The sequence below is a fragment of the Mesorhizobium sp. CNPSo 4670 genome (assembly GCF_057784235.1).
In genome coordinates this window covers 35,513-57,060 of sequence record NZ_JBWJFQ010000003.1, presented here as the reverse complement: position 1 = coordinate 57,060, position 21,548 = coordinate 35,513, and the positions used below count along the sequence as shown (strand labels likewise).

Below are 21,548 nucleotides of genomic sequence, written 5' to 3'. Positions count from 1 at the left end.
CTACGCCGCCACGATCACCATGTGGTTGAGCTTGGAAAGCCGGCTGCGAGCCAGCTTGCGGATTGGTTTTTCGAACTCTTCCTCGCCGGTTTCGACGACGAAAACCAGTGTCATGAAATCGAGCATGAACTCGTCGATGGCCGCCGTGATCTTCTGCGATCTGCCCTTGAAGCGATGCAGCAAGGCGTTTGCTTCTTCGACGTCGTCGACACCGGCGCTGTCGACCAGCGCCTCAAGCCTCTGAAAACTGTCCAATTTGATTCCTCCCAGCCGCGCCTCAAAACTTGCCTTGGCAGGGAAAGTTCCAGCGGAGAGGGGTTTTTGCGAAAAGAAATCGCCTCCACCGCTTGAATTTGCGTGAATTCGACGACCCGTTGGCAATTTTTTTGTTCGAATGGAACCTCTGCGGCACATAAAAGTTCTCACCGTGTCTGACCCCCCGTCAGACATCTGAAAGCTCGGTACCAGCTTTCCAAAGGCCCGTCGGATCCCCCTCCCGGCGGGCTTTTCTGTTTGAAGGATCGACCGAGGGCTCCATGGCCGGACGTGTGGTGGGACCTGGCGGTCGGCAAGCACCTGTGTTGACGCCGCCCTGTGCTGACCTAAGTTCGCAAGCTCACAAGGAGGAATTTTCATGGAGCTGCATCGCGGCCGGCTTATCGATCATATCCAGCTCGTGGTGAGGGACCTCGCCGCCAGCCGGCGTTTCTACGAGGCGGTCCTGCAGGTACTCGATGTACCGATCGGCGGTGTCGGCGACGACTATTTCTGGGCCGACGAACTGTTCGTTTCCAGCGCCGACAGCCGGGCGGCGCAGGGAAAGCTCACCGGCCGTCATCATCTCGCTTTCCAGGCAAGGGACCACGCCATGGTCGATGCGTTCTACAAGGCCGGGCTCGCAGCCGGCGGCACGGACAATGGCGCGCCGGGCGAGCGGCCCTATCATCCCGGCTACTACGCCGCCTTCCTGCTCGATCCGGACGGCAACAACATCGAGGCGGTGCATCACGGCCCGGCAAAGCGCAGCGCCGCGTCCGTGACAATCACGTTCTGAGAGACTATTGGGAAATTCTACTCCGGCGGCCATCTAACGGCGTTTTTTGCGCTTCCGGTGCTCACAGACCCAAATGTCCGCGGCGCTCCGGTTCTCGAAGCCTCAACCGCCAGACAGAATTTCGAAACGGTCTCTGAGTGGCTTTCCAATCGCCGTGTATCCTCGTTTATGAGAATCCGAATCTGATCGAGGAAGCGCATGAGTCCACTGCCTGAAACCGTGCCGTTTTTCAGCCAGTGGGAAACGCCGGACATGACCATGGAGGTGCTCGCCGAAGGTGCTGAAGTCGCGCTGCGGCGCGATCCGTTGTGGCAGAATTCGGGGGCTGAGACACCGGACGAATACGCGGTCTGGGCCGCCAATATCTGCGGCATGGCGTGCCTGAAGATGATCCTGGCGACGCGCGGCGAGATCGTGCCGACTGTCGAGCTCGCCAGGCGCTGCACTAGATATGGCGGCTATGTCGTCAACGAGGGCTCGATCAAGGGGCTGATCTATGCACCCTTCGTCAGCTTCGTGCGGGAGACCTTCGGCCTGGGGGCCGAAGTGATGACCAATGTCGCGACATCGGACATTCCGGCGATCCTGGCGCGGTCGCGGTTTTTCATCGCTTCGGTCAGCAGCTGGATCCGCTGGCCCGAGCGCGAGCCGCCGGCGAAGGGAGGCCATCTGGTGCTGGTCACCGCGGCGTCGGACAAGGGTTTCCGCTTTCACAATCCGTCCGGCCATACCAGCGCCACACAGGAGAACGCAGTGTTGGCGCCGGTCGATTTCGACCGCTTCTTCGCCAATCGCGGCATTGCGGTTGCCTATTTGATTTCTATCAGTTGAGGGATTTCAATGACGGACAAGACGAGGGTGGCCATCCTCTATGGCGGGCGTTCGGCCGAACATGACGTGTCGCGCCTTTCGGCCGCCAATGTGCTGAAGGCAATCGACCGGACGCGCTACGAGATCGTGCCGATCGCCATTTCCAGGGACGGCAGATGGCTGCTGCAAGCTTCGTCCGTCGGCGATGCGGCAGGGGCTCCAGTATCCGAGGACGGCGTGGAGGTCGCGCTATTGCCCGGCGGCAAGGGCAGGCTGGTCGCCGTGTCGCGGGATGGAACGCAGCCCGGCCCCGTCGATGTCGTCTTTCCCGTGCTGCACGGGCCGTTCGGTGAGGACGGCTCGGTGCAGGGCTATGCGGAAGTCGCCGATGTCGCCTATGTCGGCTGTGGCATCCTCGCCTCTGCCGCCGCTATGGACAAGGATGTCGCCAAGCGGCTGATGGGCGAGGCCGGCCTTGCCGTCGCCCGCTCCGTCACGGTCCGGCGCGGCGAGCCTGTCTCCTTCGACGACGCCAAGGCAAGGCTGGGTCTGCCGGTCTTTGTCAAGCCGGCGCGCCAGGGCTCGTCCTTCGGGGTGAGCAAGGCAGCCGACGGCACCAGCTTCGCCGCAGCCGTCGAGGCGGCTTTCCAACATGATAACAAGGTTTTGGTGGAAGAATTTGTCGAGGGACGCGAGATCGAGTGCTCGGTGCTGGAACGAGCCGACGGCACGCTGACGGTGTCGCTGCCCGGCGAGATCATTCCGGCCGGCAAGCACGGCTTCTATACCTATGAGGCTAAATATCTCGATGCCGACGGTGCGGTGGTCAAGGTGCCCGCCGATGTCCCGGCCACGGTTGCCGACAGGGCGCGCGACATGGCACGGCAGGCCTTCCAGGCGCTCGGCTGCGAAGCCATGGCGCGCGTCGATTTCTTCCTGCGCGCCGACGGTTCGCTGCTGGTCAACGAGGTCAACACTATTCCCGGCTTCACCGACATCTCGATGTATGCCAAGGCGCTGGCGGCATCAGGCATAGGCTACAGCCACACCATCGACGTGCTGATCAAGCACGCGCTGGCCAGGCATGGCACGCGAACAGTCTAAGCCTCGCCAGAGAACGCTGATGGCGGCCGCCTGATCGGCCTTTACGGGATATGGGGCGGCGGATTTCCGCCGCCCCATATCTTACCGGTCATGGATGATGATGGAGATGCCTTTCGGCATCGACTTCGCCAACCGTAAAGCTCTGGAAGCCCGGCATAAGCTGCCATATGGCTGCAAGCCCGATGATCAGATAGGCCAGGCGGGCCAGCATGGCGCCGCCGAGGACAGTGCCGATTACGTCATAGCCCGTTACACCCATGGACAGGAAGTTGAGACCGCCAAGGATGATCAGGGCGAGGGTGACGAGGTTCATGTTACGCATAAACGCCTCCTAAGGTTGCCTGACAAAAAGACGTCTGAAAAAAAACGCCTTCCGTTTCAAACGGTTCCTGAGATCACGAAATTGTGAACGGGCGCCATTGTCCGTGAATGCAACCAGCTTACCCGACCCGGCTTACTCGACCAGGATATGCGCCTCGCGCGCGGCCTCGACAAACGCCTCCCTGGCGATATCGGGGGACACCTCGCCGCTCGTTGCCCGGCGGCAGGCGCGCAGCGCGGACTGATGTTTCAGGCTGCCGGCATCGCGCCAATGTGTCGTGAGCAATTCGATGGCCTGCTCGGTGTTGGACAGGTTGCGGGTGGACCCGGTTACGCCGACCGAAACCACCACGGGTTTGGAGAACCATGCGGTTTGCATTGGAACCTCGACTGCGTTGCAGTCGTAAACGCTTCTGGCGGCGCGAGGTTGCATCGCCGCCAATCACTGTAGCGTGAGGATCGTCGCGCAACTTGGCTTATGGATACTTTGTCGTGGCCGGAGGGCTCGGCTCGCCCTCCAGTTCCTTCGGCAGCGGCAAACTTGAGCACCGCAAATGGATTTCGCGGGCGAAGATCTTTCGCTCCTTTTGCTCGTGCTCTTTGATGGCTGCTGCCAGCCCTAGTCCGTAGGGGCCAAGGAACACACCAGTCCCCCAACCGGGATGCTCTTTTTCGCGAGCATCATAGTTCGAAGCGTCGACACGGGCCTGTTGACATTCCGACGATACCCATTTCGGGTCTTGCGTCGAAAGCGACGCTCCATATTCGACAGGAGAGCTCACACATCCAGTTGCTGCCGTGGCCAACGCGACTAACACTGCAAGTCTCATACAGGATGCTCTCCAGGATTTTTTTCGAGAAGTACACAGAAGCCTCCTAGCGACAAGGGGACGCTGCGATGAGACTTGGGGAATACAGTTCTCGGCGCCGTTGATTTACCGAGAGACATGACTGTCTGTTTCCAGCGCAACGTGCTCGTTCTACCGGTCGACCATCGCCATGGCGCCGGCCGGGATAGCTCGGGCCGGAGATTTCCGGCGCCATTGCTTCGTCGCGCGGCCATCTCGCGCCATCCCGATCATCGACCTGCAGCCGGTGACGAGCAGTTCGTCACCGGCGAAAGTTGCACGCCGGCTCAATATGCCCGATCATGAGCGTTGGCAGGGGAGAGACCAAGTGGCGACCAATCGTCGAAACGGCATGGCGTCTCCGGCGCATGGGTTGGAGGACATTCTTTCGGCCGCGGCGCCCCACCCGCGAACGTCATTGCCCAATGTGGCAACCACCGTCACGACGGTGGCGGCGCTGTATTTCGGGCGCGAGGTTTTCCTGCCGATCGCCATAGCACTGCTGCTGACCTTTGCGCTCGCGCCGCTGGTCGCGGCGCTGAAACGCGTCGGCATCCCCAGGATCGCGGCTGTCATAGTCAGCGTTCTCAGCGCTTTCGCGGCACTCGCCCTGTTCAGCTTCATTGTCGCCTCGCAGGTCAGCGAACTGGCACAGAACATCCCGACCTACCAGATCAACATCCTGACCAAGATCCGTTCCCTCAAGGAAACCGGCGTCGGGGGAGGCATCATTGCCAGGTTGAGCGACGTGGTCGAGCGTGTCGGACAGGAGATAGACAGGCAGGACGCTTCGCCGCCGGCGGCCACTCCCGACAAGCCGGCGCGCGAGCCGGTGCCGGTCGAGATCGTTGCGCGCCAAAAGCCGCTCGAAGTCCTGCAGAGCATCGTCGGCCCGCTGATCAGCCCACTCGGATCGGCCGGACTGATCATCGTCGTGGTTATTTTCATGCTGCTCGAACGGGAGGATCTGCGCGACCGCTTCATCCGGCTTGTCGGCTATGGCGACCTTCACCGCACCACCGAGGCGCTGCAGGATGCAGCCAAACGGGTGGGCCGCTATCTGCTCATGCAGTTGGTCGTCAACATCGTCTACGCCATACCGATTGCGCTCGGACTGTGGATCCTCGGCATTCCCAATGCACTGCTGTGGGGGCTGCTGGCGCTGGCGCTGCGTTTCGTTCCCTATATCGGTCCGGCCATCGGCATGCTGCTGCCGCTGTTCCTGGCGCTGGCCGTGGCACCCGGCTGGTCGCTCGTCCTGTGGACGGCCGCCCTGTTCGTGGTGATGGAACTCGTCACCGGCAACGTCGTCGAACCCTGGCTTTACGGCTCGCGAACGGGGCTGTCGTCGCTGGCGATCATCGTCGCGGCCATCTTCTGGACCTGGCTCTGGGGGCCGCTCGGACTGGTCCTGTCGACGCCGCTCACCGTCTGCCTGGTGGTGCTGGGCAGACACGTGCCGCAGTTCGAGTTCCTCGACGTGCTGTTCGGCAACGAGCCCGTGCTCGAGCCCCATGCGCGCCTCTACCAGCGGCTGCTGGCTGGCGATCCGGAGGAAGCCACCGACCACGCGGAGGAGATGCTGGAAGAGAAATATCTGTTCGAATTCTACGACAAGGTGGCCATTCCGGCACTTCTGCTGGGCGAGCGCGACCGTGTGCGCGGCGTCATGGGCGACCTGCAAAGACGGCAGGTGGCGGACAGTGCCCTGACGCTGGTGGCCAACCTCGACGATGAGGCGCAACAGGAAGCGGCCGAGGAGGATGACCCGGCCGAGGCCGGGGAGCTCGGCGATAATGGCGATGGCGCCGGCGTGGACGAGGCCGACCTGCCCGATGGCACTGACATGTCGGTGCTTTGTGCCGGTGGGCGTGGCGAGCTCGACGATGCCGCGGCCGCGATGCTGGCACAGGTGCTGGAAGTGCAGGGTGCGACAGCATCGAAAGCGGGCTTCGCCGAGATGGAACCGGCGAGCATCCGCCGCCTCGAGCTCGATGCCATCGACACCGTCATGATCAGCTTCCTGAACCGGGATTCCGTCAAGCACGCGCGTTTCCTGGTTCGCCGGCTGAAGCGTGCGAAGGCGGCGCTGCGGGTGGGTATCGTGTTCTGGTCGGAGACCGGCAATGACGATAAGGAGGCGACCGCCAGGCTGGCCCAGGACATGAACGCGGATTTCGTCGCCCATGGCATGGTCGACGCCGTGGTCGGCGCGCTGTCAACCGAGCCGCCGGTTGCCCTCAAGCTCATCGCCAAACGCCGCATGCGCCGGCAGCGGGCCGCGCCCAAGAAGGTCCAGGCCGCGGCGGCGAGCTAGGGGCGTCTTGGCACCGGGCGCACCGACCCGATTTACGCGCAGCAAATACTTGCTCGCCCTGACCGGCGGGACGGGCTCCGATCTCGACCACCTTGGTCGCGCCGGTGCCATCCTTCGGTCCAAGCGTGAATAGCCTAGACCTGCAAGGTCATGGTTCTGATGCCTCCGATGCGTAGTCGCAGTAATGGAAGCTGGCGAGATAGCCGGGGAGTACGCGCATGAACTCCTGTTGATGGGTCCAAGCTCTGCACTCGGCCATGGAGGTCATGGGTTTCACTTGGGGGACCCTGATTAGCTCCCCCTGGTTGGTCAGAAGGATTGTGACAGCGATGGCGGTGAACATGCAGTCATCCATCGACTTAAGGCTGGCGACATAATAACCGCCGGGGTTGGGACGGACGTCGGCCGAGACCGCCTCGTTGACATGGTCAGAGCCGCAGAGTTTCGCGATGCGGGTATCCGCTTTCGCAGCCGTTTGCGCTGTCACGAGAAGAGCGAGAGCGATGATGAGCTTGGCGCGTTTCATGTCATCCTCCCGTCCAATCCGGCACTGGTGGGATCACTTGGAAGCGAAGGCCGAAAGGGATAAGCTAGGAAGCGCGCCAAGAGGGTGAAATGTCCCGAAAGGCTCCTGAAATTGACCCGAAACCTGCTGAAACGATCACATTCGGCGGTCTTTTCTCGCTGACGAAAAGCAAACAACTCCGAACCGTCGAAGGTAAAGCGGTCGATCTTCGCAGCCAGTCCACCGAGGTGCTCTGCGTGCTCGCGGCGCGACCGGGCGAGATTGTGTCCAAGGACGCGCTGATGCAGGCGGTCTGGCCCGGTACCTTCGTGACCGACGACAGCCTGACCCAATGCATTGCCGATATTCGCCGCGCATTGGGGGACGACGCGCATGCGATCGTAGAAACCTTACCAAAGAGAGGCTACCGGCTGAATGCCGATCCATCCGACGCGGCGGACCCAAACGCCGCGGCCGGCGTGGAACGAGCCAAGACACGGTTTTCGCAACGCGGGCTCATTCTTGCTGCGATCGTGCTCGTCGCGGCAGCGATCGGCGCATACTACGGTGCGGAAACATGGCGAGCCGCTCCCGTTCGTTCGAGCGACATGCCGAGGATTGCAATCCTTGCCTTCGACGACTTCAGTGCCGGCGGGGACAAGGGATATCTCAGTGATGCCGTCGCCGAGGGGATCATCACCGAGCTTGCGCGGAGCAAGACCTATGCCGTCATCGCCCGGTACTCGAGCTTCAAGTACCGCGGCAAGCCGGTTGACATTAGACAGATCGGAGATGAACTCGGCGTCGACTACCTGCTCGAAGGCAGCCAGCAGAAGATTGGAGACCGGCTGAAAGTGACCGCGCAGTTGCTGAATGCACATGATGGATCGCATGTCTGGGCCAACACCTACAACCGGGAGATTGGCGATCTTTTCGTCGTCCAGGAGGAGATCATCCGAACCCTTGCGGATCGGGTCGGGCAGAGCATCGAGCGCCCGCTGCCAAGGAGCGGCGCCGCGCAGGTCAGCGCGCTCCGCTATTACCTGATGGGGAGGGCCAAGATCGGAGAGGATATCTCAGCCGAGGGGAACGAACTGTTAAGGCAGTTCAGCCTCAAGGCGATCGGAGCGGATCCGAACTCCCAGTTCGGCTATATCGGGCTGGCCTGGTCCTATCGCAATGACGCGGTATTCGGGTGGCACGCGCAGGAACACAACCGGGACGAGGCGTTGAGGCGCGCCTCCGAATACGCCGACAAGGCCATCCTGCTCGCTCCCGATGACGCTGGAGCGCATGAGGTCCTCGCCAGCATTCAAACCGAAGCCGGAGAGGTCGAGCAGGCCCTTGCCCAGTACGATCAGGCGATCGCCTTGAACCCCAGCGACTCGCATATCCTCGTCATGAGTACGAACGTGCTGCTGTATGTTGGCCGCGCCGACGAAGCGATCGATCGGATCGAGCAGGCCAAGGGCATCGATCCCTTCCACCCTGACTGGTTCCACTGGCAGATGGGCTGGGCGCTCTGGGAAAAGAATGATTGTGGGGCAGCGCTGGCGGCGATGCGGAAAATGTCCAGAATCCCGAGCGGCGCACAGCGCATGCTTGCGGGGATCCACGCTTGTCTAGGAAACAAGCGAGAGGCAAAGGAAGCGCTTGCGATTTTCCTCCAGAACACTCCCAGTGAATCCATCAGCAAACAACGCAGGGAGTGGGAGAAGATATGGACCGCACCCGGAAGCCTCGACCGCTGGATCAAGCAGATGCGGTTCGCGGGGTTGCCGGAGTGACGGCCGACCGTATGCGGCCGGCAGAAGCCAATTGGCCGCGTAAAAACCGTTGAAGCCTTTGGATTGTGGGCGGTAGTTGCCCTCAAAACCAAGATCATCCTTCACAGCGGGAAAGTCGGCAATGGGACCGGCTTGCGCCAGTCAGCCGAGGGTCAATGGCATTTCTAATGGAACGCTAATATACATGGACGCTCGAAGGAGCAGCGCCTGCCAGATAGTTGAGGAAGGCCATGCGAAGGTTCATCGTCACGGCGGTGTGTATCGCCGCCGCAACAGTCGCCAGCGCCCATGATTGGTACGAAAACAAGTTCGATCCGCAGACGAAATTCAAGTGTTGCGGTGGTTCTGATTGCCGCGCCATACCTCGTTCTTCGGTGCGGATGAGGGTCGACGGCGGATACATTTACTTGCCGCATAACTTCATCATCCCACGGGACCGCGTTCAGGAATCCCCGGACGACCAGTACCATATCTGCGAGAATACCTACGTCGTAACCAATCAGTTGTATTTGCGTTGTTTTTTCGCGCCGCGCGTGAAGATCTCCCTACTCCTCCCAGGTTAAGGTCAATACTGCGCGTCGCTACCGGGATCGTTGCCGCGCCGCGCCGATAAAGCCGCGCCAGGCGCGGCGAATTCGTAACCTACTTGGCGGCCGTCTCCGATGGCGCCTCTGCCGGCCCCGAAGGCGCGGCCTCGGCACGGGGCTTGCGCCGTGAAAACAGCGACCTGAGCGTGACGTAGAACACCGGCGTCAGGAACAGGCCGACGAAGGTGACGCCGAGCATGCCGGAGAACACCGCGGTGCCGAGCGACTGGCGCATTTCCGCGCCCGGGCCCGTTGCGATCATCAGCGGCACGACGCCGAGGATGAACGAGAAGGCGGTCATCAGGATCGGCCGCAGCCTGAGCCGGCAGGCTTCGACGGCAGCCTCGGCGGCCGACAAGCCGCGTTCCTGCGCCTGCCGCGCGAATTCGACGATCAGGATCGCGTTCTTGGCGGCAAGCCCGATCAGCACGATGAGGCCGATCTGCACGAGGATGTTGTTGTCCAGCCCTCGGAAAGACACGCCGAGCAACGCCGCGAGCACGCCGAGCGGCACCACCAGCACAATGGCGAACGGCAGCACCCAGCTTTCATATTGCGCCGCCAGCGCCAGGAACACGAACAGCACCGACAGTCCGAAGATATAGACAGCGGCATTGCCGGTGTTGCGCTCCTGATAGGCAAGCTCGGTCCATTCGTAGGAGGTACCGGCCGGCAGCGTCTTTGCCGTGATCCCTTCCATCAATGCCAGCGCGTCGCCCGTGGAAACGCCGGGCGCGGCGTTGCCCTGCAGCGGCACCGAGACGTACATGTTGTAGCGCTGGACCAGCGCGGGGCCGGTGACGTCGCGGATCTCGATCAACGTGCCGAGCGGAACCAGCGCGCCGGTCGCCGAGCGCACCTTCAGTTTCAAGATGTCGGCGCGATCGAGGCGGAACGCCTGGTCGGCCTGCGCCCGCACCTGGTACACGCGCCCGAAAGCGTTGAAGTCGTTGACGTAGGCGGTGCCCAAATTGATCGACAGCGTCTCGAAGATGTTGGGGATCGGCACGTTCAGGATGCGCGCCTTGTCGCGATCGATCGCCAGGAAGAATTGCGGGCTCGACGCGGAGAACGTCGTGAACACGCCCGTCAGCCCCGGCGTCTTGTTGGCCTTGCCGGCGATGTCGTTGGCGAGCGCCAGGACCTGCCGCATGTCGGCGCTGTTGCGCTCCTGGATCAGCAGCTTGAAGCCGCCGGCATTGCCGACACCGCGGATCGGCGGCGGCGGCAGTGCGATAATGAAGGCTTCCTTGATGCTTTGCAGGCTGCCGAACAGATTGCCGATGACCTTGGTCGCCGACTGGCCGGCTTTCAGTCGCTCGTCAAACGGCTTGAACCTGGCGAAGATCACGCCCGCGTTGCTGGCGTTGGTGAAGGTCGCGCCGGAGAAGCCGGCGAAGGCGACTGCGTAGTCGACGCCTGGCGTTTTCTGGATGATCTGCGACGCCTGCTGGATGACCGCATCGGTCCTCGACAGCGAGGCGCCGTCCGGCAACTGGACGACGACGATCGCATAGCCCTGGTCGAGCGACGGAATGAAACCGCGCGGCACCGCCTGCACCATGTAGACCGTGGCGCAGATGAGGGCCGCGAAAACGGCCAGCATGGCGGCGATCGTTATCCACGAGCCGACCAGCACGCGGATGATGCTCGAATACCAATGGGCGACCCTGTCGAAGCCGCGATTGAAGCCGTCGGCGAGCGCCCGTGCGAACCGCGCCAGGAAAAAGCGCGGCGGCGCCGCCGCAGCCTGGTGCGGCTTGAACAGCAGTGCGGCCAGCGCTGGCGAAAGCGTCAGCGAATTGAATGCCGAGATCGCCGTCGACACCGCGATGGTGATCGCAAACTGCAGGTAGAACTGCCCAGAAATGCCGGGTATGAAGGCTGTCGGCACGAACACGGCTATCAGCACCAGCGAGATCGCGATGACCGCCGTTCCGACTTCGTCCATGGTCAGGTGCGACGCCGGATTGGGCGCCAGCCCTCTGGCGATATTGCGCTCGACGTTCTCGACCACGACGATCGCATCGTCGACGACGATGCCGATCGCCAGAACGAGGCCGAACAGCGTCAGCATGTTGAGCGAGAAGCCGGCGGCGTAAAGCACCGCCAGCGTGCCGATCAGCGACACGGGGATCGCCACGATCGGCACGATCGCCATGCGCCACGATTGCAGGAAGACGATGATGACGATGATGACCAGCAGCATGGCTTCGAGGATCGTCTTGTAGACCTCCCGGATCGACTCGGCGACGAACTCGGTCGGATTGTAGACGATGTCGTAGCTCAACCCCTTCGGGAAGTCGCGGGAAAGCTCCTTCATCTTGTCCTGGATCTCCGCGGCTGCGGCGAGCGCATTGGTGCCCGGCCGCTGGAAGATGGCGAGCGCCACCGCCGGTTTGCCGTTGAGATAGGAGTTGGTGACGTAGTCCTTGGCGCCGAGCTCGATGCGCGCCACGTCCTGCAGCGAGATCAGGCGGCCGTCGTCGGCCGACTTGACGATCACGTATCGGAAGTCGCGTGCGTCGTTGAAGCGGCCTTGCGTGGTGACCGTGTACTGGAACGCCGTGCCGGTGTTGGTCGGCGGCGCGCCGATCGAGCCGCCCGACACCTGGACGTTCTGGTCGCGCAGCGCCTGCACCACATCGCCCGAGGTCATCCCCAGGGCGGACAGTTTTTCCGGATCGAGCCAGATGCGCAGCGAATATTCGCGTTCGCCGAAGATGGTGAGGTCGCCGACGCCGTCGAGTCTGAGCAGTATGTCGCGCACCTGCGAGCGGGCGTAGTTCGAGACGTAGAGCTGGTCGTAGGTATTGTCGGGCGACAGCATGTGCACGACCATCATCAGGTCGGGCGAGCTCTTGGTGGTGGTGATGCCGAGGCGGCGGACTTCTTCGGGCAGGCGCGGCTCGGCGACCGACACGCGGTTCTGCACCAGCACCTGCGCCTGGTCGAGATCGGTGCCCAGCTTGAAGGTGATGGTCAGCCCCATTGCCCCGTCGCCCGACGAATAGGACGACATGTAGAGCATGCCCTCGACGCCGTTGATCTCCTGCTCGATCGGCGTTGCTACCGTCGCTGCGACCGTCTCGGCGTCGGCGCCCGGATACTGGGCGCGAACGACGATGGTCGGCGGCGCGATCTCGGGATATTGGGCGACCGGCAGCTGGGTATAAGCAATCCCGCCAAGGATCAGCAGGACGATCGAAACGACCGATGCGAAGATCGGACGGTCGACGAAGAAATGTGCGAACCTCATTGCTGCAACCCGGCGGTCTCGGCCTTGGGCGGCAAGGTCACCATCTCGACCTTCACCTTGGTGCCGGGCCTGGCGTGCATCAGCCCGTTGACGATGATCGTCTCGTCGCCGGTCAGGCCCTGGCGGATCACCCGGTAGCCGTCGAGAAGCGGGCCGGTGCGCACGGGCTTCGCCGTCACCATCCCGGCCTCATCCACCAGGAACACGATGCGGCGATCCTGGTCGGCGCCGATCGCCTCGTCGGGCACCAGCACGCCGCTATGCGGCAGCGACCCCGGCACGTTGATGCGCCCGAACATGCCTGGCTGGAGAATGCCGTCGGCGTTGGGAAACGTTGCACGCACCCGCATGGTGCCGGTCGCGTTGTCGATCCGGTTCTCGGCAAAATCGAGCTTGCCTTTGAAAACCGCCTCCGCGCGGTCGGCGACGCGAACCACCACCTCGAGCCCGCCGGCGCCTTCCTGCATGCTGCCGCCGCGCTCCTTCGCGTCGCGGGCGTAGCTGAAATACAGGCGCTCATCGACGTCGAAATAGAAGTCGATCGGATCGCGCGTGACGATGGTCGTCAGCAAGGTGGAATCCGGCTGCACGAGGTTGCCGACCGACACCAGCCGGCGGTCGATGCGGCCGGACAAGGGCGCCTTGATCTCGGTGAATTCCATGTTCAGGCTTGCCGTCGTCAGCGCCGCCGTCGCGCCCTGCATCTGCGCCTGCGCCGAAAGGTATTCCCGCCGGCGGTCGTCGACCGTCGCGGTTGAGATATTGCCGGTCTTGGCGAGTTCGTCGGCGCGATCCAGCTGCATCTTGGAGAATTCGAGCAGACTCTTGGCGACGTCCACTTGTGATTTGGCGGCATCATAGGCCGCCTGGTACGGACGCTGGTCGATGGTGAAGAGCAGGTCGCCCTTGTTGACCAGTGCGCCGTCCTGGAAGCTGACCTTGTCCAGATAGCCGCTGACGCGCGAACGGATGGCGACCTCGTCGACGGCTTCGAAGCGCCCGACGAACTCGTCGTCTTCGACGATTTCACGGACCACCGGCTTGGCCGCCGTCACCACGGGTAGCTGCTGGTCCTGCGCAAACGCGGTGCTGCTGAAAGCCATGCCGAGCAGGAATGCCGCCGACACGGCGGCGCGGGCAAGCCAGCCGGCCGGTCGACGGGTTCGCCCGCCCGCGTCGCGATCCTCAGGGGTGTCCATTTGCGTCCTCGCTCGCTGGACCCGGAGGTCGGTTGATCCGCTTCTACGCTCAGGCTTTTCGTCGAGATCAGAGCACTGCAGTGTTGTGCATGGCAACATGATCATTTTCCATGTGGGCTGAAATGTCCACCCTGTGGCTGCGCCGCACCGGGCTAAAGCCGATCGAAAGCGTGCGCAGAGGCGCGGCGCTTAGATCTTCGCGCTCCCGGTTGGTATTTCTGGATGATTGGAATGGCTCAGACTTCCGCCGGTTACTATGAAGGAGCTATTGCAGCCTTAAGCCGGGAAGAAACCTACCGCACGGGTTCGAGGGAGCACCTGATTGCCGCGCTTCCTCGCCGTCACTCGCAAGATTTCTACGCCACGCGTGGTTGAGCCGGCCTGGGTTTGACCACGGTGGCGAGTACGATGCCGGCGACGATGAGGGCCGCACCGACCAGATCGTAATCGTGCAAGTCCTCGCCGAGTAGCAGATAGGCGAGTATGGCGACGAACACCGTCTGCAGATAGAGCAACATGCTCGCCCGGCTCGCGCCGAGCGTTTCCACGCTTTTGTTGTAGAGATAGTACATCAAGGCGCCGCCGGGACCTGCCAGATAGGCGAGCGCGAGGATGCTGTGGACGTCCAAGGCGGAGCGTTCGTCGTTGAACAATTCCCACAAATGGAAAGGCAATGCGACCAGCGCGCCGGCGCCGAGCAGCAGCACGACCATCGGCAGGAGTTCGATGCCAAATTTGGCACGGCGCAAAAGCACGGTGTACAGGCCCCAGCAGAACGCGCTGCCGACGATCCACAGTTCGCCGGCGTTGAACTTGAGTTGCAGCAGCGCCGTCAGGTTCCCGTGGGCAACGATGAAAATCATCCCGGCGAGCGCAACCAGCGCGCCAAGCGACTTCCACAGGCCGAGCGGCTCGCCAAGCACGAAACGGGCGAGCACCATCGTCATGACAGGTGACAGCGCCATGATGATGCCGGCCGTGGTGGCGTCGGTGTCGTTGAGGCCATGGTAGATCATACCCTGGCAAAGCGTGAGGCCGATCGCCCCCACGGCGACGACCTCCACGGCGCGAGTTCGCAAAAGCCCGATCATCGCGTCGTGATGATGGTGCACAATCGGTAGCAGGATTGCGCAAGCGAGCGTCAGCCGCCAGAAGCAGAGGCCCCAGGGCGGCATTTCGGGCGCCACCCATTTGGCCGCGATATAGACCCCAGCCGAAAGCAGCCAGCACAGGACGGCGGTCGGATAGCCGGTCAAGGAGGATATGGGCCCGACCACGGGTTGCGCGGCTTGATGCGCTATCGGCATTGCCTGCATGTCATGCCCTCCCTTCGATGACGTCGGCCCGAGGGGCAATATAGCCTGCGTCGTTGGGTCGTGCATTCGTTTTGAAATGATGAGGTCGAAAAGGAATCAGCGCTCGGCCGGGCCAGTTCTTCGCGCCGGGCGGCGGGCATGGTGATGCCGAGCGGGTTGTGCAGGACAGGCTGCACATAGAGCGCGGACAGGCGCGCCTCGGCTTCGGCTATTTCCGGCCCTCGGTTGGGTCAGGCCGGCCAAATTCGACATCGTCTACCGGCCCGAACCTGCTCATTTCGAGAATCCGGGTGGCACCGTTTTCCACGGTACGCCGTCGCGGGCCATTTCGTAGCCTTTTCCGTACAGTGCACGCATGAACTTGCTGTCGAACGGGCTTTTTGCTTCGACCGTGAAGTCGGTCGGGATATCTATGTAGTTGTAGTTGATGCCGTCTCGCTTGGCGACAGCGTAGAGCCGGTAGAGATCGCCAATCCCTTGCGTCTTGATGAGGGAAGAGACCGCTTTTTCGGCAATGTCGGGCAGTGTGGCCTTGACGATGCTGGGTTCCGGCGTCGTCCGGCCGTTGCGGATGATATAAAGCCGCGCCTTGACCCGGGCGTGGAACGTCTGGTCGAGCTCGCGCAGGCTCAGCCCAGCGGGCATGAGAAAGACCTCGTTGCTGGTGCCACCGTCGACATGCATTTCGTGATAGGTCTTGCCGGCCGCGGTCACTTCCAGTTCGACCGGTGGAAAAATGCCGGGAATGGATGTGGAAGCCAGGATGACTTGCTTGAAGAGCTTCAACCGGTCCGGCCGATTGCTCGCAGCAATAGCACCCATGTCCCAGATTACCGCTCGGTCCGCATCGAGGTTGGTTGTTCCGATGAAGAGTCGCCGTCCCTTCGCTGATTCCTGGGCGATCTGATCGAGCATATCCTGGGTTATGTATTCGTCGAGCATCTTGGCAAGCGGGGCATTGCTTGTGAAGGAGGCGCTCGACAGCACGCCGAGGATGCTATGCTTGGTATAGATGTTGGCATCCTTGACTGTGGCGAAGCTTTGCTTGAGTTGATCGTCGTATGCAGGCCCAAGGAACGCAAATGGCGCGATCAAAGATCCAGTACTAATGCCGGTGACAATGTCGAACTTGGGCCTGGTCCCGGCCTTGGTCCATCCGGTGAGAATTCCTGCTCCGAAGGCGCCGCTGCTGCCCCCGCCGGAAAGCGTCAGCACATTGAGCTCTCGCGGATTTATGGATGTGTCGGTCTTTGCTGCCTCTAGCCGCTCGTTGCGAAATAGGACGAGACGATCGGCCGGGACACTTGCATAGGAATCGCCCCAGGCACGTATGTCGCCGGGGAAGCCATTCACTTCGGCTGTGGCCATGTGTTTTGTCGGCACGCCATCGCGTGGATAGGCTGCAATGCAGCCTGCGAGCTGGGTTGCGCACAGGCCAAGGAGGGTGAATCTAAGGAGAGCTTCCAGTGGCCTGAGGTTGCGCATTACCTCGCTCACCCGCAACAGAATGCATGGGATGGCTGCCAATCCAACGTGCCGCATGTGCGGACCCTCATAGGTAACTGGCATGGAAAGTTCCTTTGGATGTCATCTTAGGTGAGCCAACTCTACCCGGCAGGACTCCGCGAATGAGCGCAGGATGTCATGGGCGGCGACATGCGTGTTCCGCGCCTCCGGAGCAGTCGAAGGCGACTCGTACGTCTCTATGATGCGTTCGAGTACCGCCTCGGCGGCACCGATCGTGTTGGGCGCGGCAAAGAGGCGTAGCTTGTTGATGGTGGCATACATGGGAACAAGCTTGGCTGGGTCATCCAGGCGCTCCTGGACGATGCCATCTGCATAGGTTTTGGATGCCTGGTCGATCAACTCGCCGAACAGCCGCTCGCGATGCGAGCCTTTCTGTTCGAGCCGCTGCATATGATCCTTTTGATACTGGGTGAGCCAGGTCGTGGCGACGGATGACAAGGCACCGATGGCCGAGCCGGCCAATGCCGATAGGGCCGAGATGGTCGCGGGATCCAAAGTCATGGAGTTGCTCTTGAAGTTTCCGGTCGACGCCGGCTTGATGAAGTGGATCCTCGCCAATCCGAAACTCCCTCCGATCTTGAAATGTTCAGGCGTATCGCTGACGATGTCACGCTTCCGGCCCGAACCACTGTGATGGTGTCGTATGAGCGCGCCGCGGATTGCGCCTCCTGCAACGCCGTGAGCAGCACTTTGCCGACATAGTCGTGGGAGATGTCCCCTGGTCCGGCGAACATCGCGGCACAAGATCGAAGAAAGCGGTCAACGAGAGATAATGTCTCCGGCATGGCTATCGCCTTCTTAGTGCTGGAGCGCGAGAATGGGGATTGCCGGAACGTCAGGCACTGCTGTCGTTTCGTCCTTTTCCCGTATGCCGTTTACAGCGACATAGAGCGCCGGGAGGAAGACCAGCGTCAGCACGGTCGCGACGGCGAGCCCTCCGACGATGGCGAAAGCCATCGGTCCCCAGAACACGTCGTGCATGATCGGGATCATGCCGAGGATCGCTGCGGCCGCCGTCAGCATGATCGGCCGGAACCTGTGGGTGGTCGCGTCGATCACCGCCTTCCAGGGTTCGATACCCTGTGCCCGCTCGTGCTCGATTTGGTGGACCAGGATCACCGAGTTGCGGATGATCATACCGGCTAGCGCAATGATGCCGAGAGTCGCGATGAATCCCATTGGTGTATTTGTGGTGAGCAACGCGGCGGCGACGCCGATGAGGCCGAGCGGGGCCACGCTGATCACCATCGCCAGCTGGCGGAAGCTTCCGAGCTGAACCATAAGCACGGTGAGCATCAGGGTGATCATGAGCGGAAACTGGGCCAGCAGAGCGGCGTTGCTCTGCGCACTCTTTTCGACCGTGCCGCCCGTCTCAAGCAACGTGCCAGCCGGCATCGACTTGCGCAGCCCCTCGATTGCACCAGCGATCCGCCCGTGAACGGATGCTGGTTGCAGCCCCGGCAGCGGCTCCGCCTGCACGGTGATGGTGGGCAAGCGGCCGCGGCGCCAGACATAGCCGTCATCGAGATCAAACTGGAACTGTGCCAGCTCGCGCAGCGGAACTGAGGCACCAGTGGGCGTCGTGATCTGTAGATTGCGCAAGGCTTCGACGCTCGACCGCTCGTCGCTCTCGGCCCGCGCCACGACGTCGACGAGGTATATCGAGTCGCGGATCTGTGTAACGGCCGAACCGCTGATCACACGGTTGAGCGCCTGGGCAAGCTGCTCGGAGCTCAGGCCTGCCTGCCGAACCCGGTCCTGGTCGACAACGATGCGCAGCGCCTTGTTCTTCTCTGCCCAGTCGTAGTTGACATTACGCACGAGGCCCGATGCTCGCAGAGTTTGCGCGACCTGCTCGGCATACTGCCTCGCCTCCTCAGTGGTCGGGGCGCTCACACGATATTGCACAGGCCAACCGACGGGCGGTCCAAGCTCAAGGCGCGAGATACGAACAGTCACGTCCGGAAAGCTGCTAGCGAACAGGGTCGCCAGCCTGGCCTGGACCCGGTCACGCGCCTCGAGGTCCTTGGTGACAACCACGCTCTCGGCCATGAAGTCGTTGTCGAGCTGCACGTCGAGAGGCAGGTAGAAGCGGATGGCGCCGCCTCCGACATAGGAGGAGAAGCGGGCGATGTCGGGGTCGCCGGCAAGCGCCTTCTCCAGTCTCTCCGTCTGCGCTTCGGTCGCAGCGATCGAGGCATTCTTCGGCAGGGTCATCGTCACGAGGAGCTCGGGCCGGTTGGACGTCGGGAAGAACTGCTGCTGCACGAAGCCCATGCCATAAAGGGAGACGCCGAAGAGGATGAGCGCCGCGGAGATGGTAGGCCAGCGGTGCCGCATGGCGAAGCCAAGCAGGCGTTCGAAAGCGCGCATGAAGCGGCCCGGCTCGGCGGTCCCGTGCACCTTCTTCGTGTGCGACGGCAGAAGAGAGAGACCGATCACCGGCGCGAAGACGACTGCCACGAACCATGAGGCAACAAGCGCCACCGCGATCACGACAAACAGCGAGAAGCAGTATTGTCCTGTGTTGCTGTCGGCGAAGCCTATCGGCAGGAAGCCGAGGATCGTGATCAACGTTCCAGTCAGCATCGGGAAGGCGGTGGAGGTGTAAGCGAAGGTTGCCGCCTTGATCTTCTCCATACCTTCTTCGATCTTTGAGATCATCATCTCGATGGTGATCATGGCATCATCGACGAGAAGCCCGAGCGCGATGATCAGGGCGCCGAGGGAGATGCGCTGCAGGCTGATGCCCAGCGCATTCATGGCCACAAAAACGATGGCAAGCACCAGGGGGATGGAGAGAGCGACCACAAGCCCGGCCCTGAAGCCGAGACTGAGGAAGCTGACGACCAGCACGATGACGATCGCCTCTAAAAGTGCTTCGGTGAATCCGCCGATCGCTTCGTGCACGACCTCGGGCTGGTCCGACACTAGGTTGAGCTCAATGCCGACGGGAAAGCGCTGTTTCAAGCGTTCGGCCGCCTCGTGCAGGCCCTTGCCGAAGTCGAGATTGTTGCCGCCCTCCCGCATGTTGACGCCGATGCCGATCGCCGGCTTGCCGTTGACGCGGAACATCTTGCTGGGCGGGTCGCTGTAGCCGCGCTGGACCTGGGCGATGTCGGTCAGTTTGTAGAAGCGCCCGTCTATCCAGAGGTTGAGGTTGGCAATGCCATCCGGCGACAGCAGGGAACCTGTGACGTCGACGAGCATGTTCTCCTGAGGCGTGTTGATGATGCCCGAAGGCGCCACAGCATTCTGCCGGGCGATCGCCGCCAGCACGTCGTCCAGACTGAGCTTGAGGTTCGCGAGCTTTTGCGGCGAGAAGTTCAGATAGACCTTCTCATCCTGGTCGCCATAGATGTCGACCTTGCCGACGTCGGGCGCACGCAGGAACTCGCCCCGCGCGGTCTCAGCGAAGTCGCGCGCTTCGCGTGCGGTGAAGCCGTCATAGGTGATGCCGTAAATGGTGCCGAAGACGTCGCCGAATTCGTCGTTGAAGAAGGGCCCGACCACGCCTTGCGGCAGCGTCGCCCTTATGTCGCTGACCTTCTTGCGGACCTGGTACCAGATGTCGCTAAGGTCGCGTTTGGGCGTCGATTCCTTGAGGTAGACGAAGATCGTCGCTTGACCGGGCTTTGTGTAACTCTTGATGTAATCGAGGTTCGGGGTCTCCTCGAGCTTCTTTTCGATCCTGTCCGTCACTTGCTTGAGCGTGTCAGCAGTGGTGGCCCCCGGCCAGTTTGCCTGGACCACCATGGTCTGAACGGTGAAATCCGGATCTTCCTGGCGGCCGAGCCGCTCATAGGCGCTCACTCCGCCAATGACGCAGATGAGCATAAGGAAGACGACGAGGGCGCGGTTGTGGACGGCCCATTCGGAGAGATTGAAGCGTGTCATCACTTGACCTCCGTCTCTGGCTTCACAAGGTCACCGTCGGCGAGCGAATTGACGCCGGCGGTCACCACCTTCTCCCCAGCGGACAGTCCGTGGCTCACCACGATCGAGTCAGCATCGAATTCGACAAGCTTGACCTCGCGGCGCTGCACCTTGTCGTCTTGGCCGACCACCCAGACTTGCGGCTGGCCTCCGGACTGCAACAGCGCGCTCGGCGGCAATGTCGTAACCTCCTGACCTCCTTCGCTTTCGACGCGACCGACAACGACGGCCCCGAGGCGCATCTCCGCCGGCGGCGAAGCCAGCGCCACCTTCACCTGATAGGTGCCTGTCGCACTGTCGGCCTCTGGCGAAATCTCGCGGATCGTGCCGGTGACGGCGATGTCGAGACGGCCCTGCAGCGATACGTTCACTGCCATGCCGAGCTTTGCCCGCGTGACATCATCGGTGGCCACCGCGAACACCGCCTCGCGTGCGTCATTGCCGGAAATCTCGACGACCATCTGGCCCGCAGCCACGACCTGACCCGGGTCGGCTCCGGTCGCCGTCACCACGCCGTCATCGGGCGCAAGGAGCTGGGTGTAGCTTAGTTGGTTCCGCGCGATACGCAGATTGGCTTCGGTCGCCTGGACCTCCGCTCGTGCGCTCTGCAGCGACTTGAGCGCGTCATCGTACTGGGAATGTGTGGCGAAGCCCTTGCCGAGCAGGATTCTGAAGCGTTCCTCCTGGGCGGATGCCTGGGCGAGCGCTGCCTTTGCTGCATCGACGTCGGCCTCGGCCGCAGCCACCTTGTTCTGGTAGTCGACGGCACTGATCTCCGCGAGCTTCTGGCCTTTCTTGACCACAGCGCCCATGTCGACCTCGCGCGAGAGCATTCGACCGCCGACCTCGAAGCCGACCGCGCTCACATAACGCGATCTGATGCGGCCGGCGCCCTGCGCCACCAGGGCGAGCTTGTGAGGCGTCACCACGGCGACTCGTGTCGGCCGTGGCGCAGATGGTGCGGCAGTTTCTTCTTCA

Annotated in this window: 18 protein-coding genes; 6 read left to right on the top strand and 12 right to left on the bottom strand. The window is 62.2% G+C overall.

Features of this window, described 5'->3' with window-relative positions:
* Nucleotides 1-255: a hypothetical protein gene (locus AC0ZT5_RS06565; protein ID WP_477290283.1), complete on the bottom strand. Its 255-nt coding sequence runs from the start codon at nucleotides 253-255 to the stop codon at nucleotides 1-3.
* Nucleotides 256-634: 379 nt separating this feature from the next.
* Between AC0ZT5_RS06565 and AC0ZT5_RS06560 the strand changes: the two genes are divergently transcribed.
* The 3 genes from AC0ZT5_RS06560 to AC0ZT5_RS06550 all read left to right on the top strand — a co-directional run bounded on the left by AC0ZT5_RS06560 (nucleotide 635) and on the right by AC0ZT5_RS06550 (nucleotide 2,968).
* Entirely contained in the window at nucleotides 635-1,054 is a 420-nt protein-coding gene (locus AC0ZT5_RS06560) for a VOC family protein (RefSeq protein WP_477290281.1), read from the top strand.
* Nucleotides 1,055-1,252: 198 nt separating this feature from the next.
* On the top strand, nucleotides 1,253-1,885 hold the full coding sequence (locus AC0ZT5_RS06555) for a cysteine peptidase family C39 domain-containing protein (protein ID WP_488495752.1): 633 nt from the start codon (nucleotides 1,253-1,255) through the stop codon (nucleotides 1,883-1,885).
* Between the two features lie 9 nt (nucleotides 1,886-1,894).
* Nucleotides 1,895-2,968, top strand: a complete 1,074-nt coding sequence (locus AC0ZT5_RS06550; protein ID WP_488495751.1) for a D-alanine--D-alanine ligase family protein — start codon at nucleotides 1,895-1,897, stop codon at nucleotides 2,966-2,968.
* 88 nt (nucleotides 2,969-3,056) lie between these two features.
* Here the strand turns inward: AC0ZT5_RS06550 and AC0ZT5_RS06545 are convergent, their stop codons facing one another.
* From AC0ZT5_RS06545 to AC0ZT5_RS06535, 3 genes are all read right to left on the bottom strand, one after another.
* Complete coding sequence (locus AC0ZT5_RS06545; protein WP_095091343.1) at nucleotides 3,057-3,290, bottom strand: DUF378 domain-containing protein; 234 nt, start codon at nucleotides 3,288-3,290, stop codon at nucleotides 3,057-3,059.
* 132 nt (nucleotides 3,291-3,422) lie between these two features.
* The gene (locus AC0ZT5_RS06540; protein ID WP_095091344.1) at nucleotides 3,423-3,668 is read right to left on the bottom strand and encodes a DUF982 domain-containing protein; all 246 of its coding nucleotides are present in this window, start codon (nucleotides 3,666-3,668) and stop codon (nucleotides 3,423-3,425) included.
* Nucleotides 3,669-3,765: 97 nt separating this feature from the next.
* Nucleotides 3,766-4,119, bottom strand: a complete 354-nt coding sequence (locus tag AC0ZT5_RS06535) for a hypothetical protein (protein WP_488495750.1) — start codon at nucleotides 4,117-4,119, stop codon at nucleotides 3,766-3,768.
* Nucleotides 4,120-4,465: 346 nt separating this feature from the next.
* Between AC0ZT5_RS06535 and AC0ZT5_RS06530 the strand changes: the two genes are divergently transcribed.
* The gene (locus AC0ZT5_RS06530; protein ID WP_488495749.1) at nucleotides 4,466-6,454 is read left to right on the top strand and encodes an AI-2E family transporter; all 1,989 of its coding nucleotides are present in this window, start codon (nucleotides 4,466-4,468) and stop codon (nucleotides 6,452-6,454) included.
* Between the two features lie 148 nt (nucleotides 6,455-6,602).
* On the opposite strand, the gene AC0ZT5_RS06525 is transcribed toward AC0ZT5_RS06530, so the two are convergent.
* On the bottom strand, nucleotides 6,603-6,980 hold the full coding sequence (locus tag AC0ZT5_RS06525; protein ID WP_488495748.1) for a hypothetical protein: 378 nt from the start codon (nucleotides 6,978-6,980) through the stop codon (nucleotides 6,603-6,605).
* Between the two features lie 89 nt (nucleotides 6,981-7,069).
* On the opposite strand from AC0ZT5_RS06525, the gene AC0ZT5_RS06520 reads away from it, so the two are divergent.
* Entirely contained in the window at nucleotides 7,070-8,746 is a 1,677-nt protein-coding gene (locus AC0ZT5_RS06520) for a winged helix-turn-helix domain-containing tetratricopeptide repeat protein (RefSeq protein WP_488495747.1), read from the top strand.
* Between the two features lie 230 nt (nucleotides 8,747-8,976).
* Complete coding sequence (locus AC0ZT5_RS06515) at nucleotides 8,977-9,309, top strand: hypothetical protein (protein ID WP_143748947.1); 333 nt, start codon at nucleotides 8,977-8,979, stop codon at nucleotides 9,307-9,309.
* Between the two features lie 79 nt (nucleotides 9,310-9,388).
* Here AC0ZT5_RS06515 and AC0ZT5_RS06510 read toward each other — a convergent pair whose 3' ends face one another.
* From AC0ZT5_RS06510 to AC0ZT5_RS06480, 7 genes are all read right to left on the bottom strand, one after another.
* Nucleotides 9,389-12,592 carry an efflux RND transporter permease subunit gene (locus AC0ZT5_RS06510; RefSeq protein ID WP_488495746.1) on the bottom strand — a complete coding sequence of 1,068 codons (3,204 nt, stop codon included), beginning with the start codon at nucleotides 12,590-12,592 and terminating at the stop codon, nucleotides 9,389-9,391.
* Complete coding sequence (locus AC0ZT5_RS06505; RefSeq protein ID WP_488496095.1) at nucleotides 12,589-13,695, bottom strand: efflux RND transporter periplasmic adaptor subunit; 1,107 nt, start codon at nucleotides 13,693-13,695, stop codon at nucleotides 12,589-12,591. Before AC0ZT5_RS06505 ends, AC0ZT5_RS06510 begins: the two co-directional genes overlap by 4 nt.
* A gap of 452 nt (nucleotides 13,696-14,147) precedes the next feature.
* Nucleotides 14,148-15,107 carry a DMT family transporter gene (locus AC0ZT5_RS06500; RefSeq protein ID WP_488495745.1) on the bottom strand — a complete coding sequence of 320 codons (960 nt, stop codon included), beginning with the start codon at nucleotides 15,105-15,107 and terminating at the stop codon, nucleotides 14,148-14,150.
* A 273-nt stretch (nucleotides 15,108-15,380) separates the two neighbouring features.
* Nucleotides 15,381-16,676, bottom strand: coding sequence for a patatin-like phospholipase family protein (locus AC0ZT5_RS06495; RefSeq protein WP_488495744.1), 1,296 nt, complete (start codon nucleotides 16,674-16,676; stop codon nucleotides 15,381-15,383).
* Between the two features lie 18 nt (nucleotides 16,677-16,694).
* Complete coding sequence (locus AC0ZT5_RS06490; RefSeq protein WP_488495743.1) at nucleotides 16,695-17,192, bottom strand: hypothetical protein; 498 nt, start codon at nucleotides 17,190-17,192, stop codon at nucleotides 16,695-16,697.
* A 240-nt stretch (nucleotides 17,193-17,432) separates the two neighbouring features.
* Nucleotides 17,433-20,531: an efflux RND transporter permease subunit gene (locus AC0ZT5_RS06485; protein WP_488495742.1), complete on the bottom strand. Its 3,099-nt coding sequence runs from the start codon at nucleotides 20,529-20,531 to the stop codon at nucleotides 17,433-17,435.
* Nucleotides 20,531-21,496 carry an efflux RND transporter periplasmic adaptor subunit gene (locus AC0ZT5_RS06480; protein WP_477290258.1) on the bottom strand — a complete coding sequence of 322 codons (966 nt, stop codon included), beginning with the start codon at nucleotides 21,494-21,496 and terminating at the stop codon, nucleotides 20,531-20,533. Before AC0ZT5_RS06480 ends, AC0ZT5_RS06485 begins: the two co-directional genes overlap by 1 nt.
* Nucleotides 21,497-21,548: the final 52 nt, after the last annotated feature.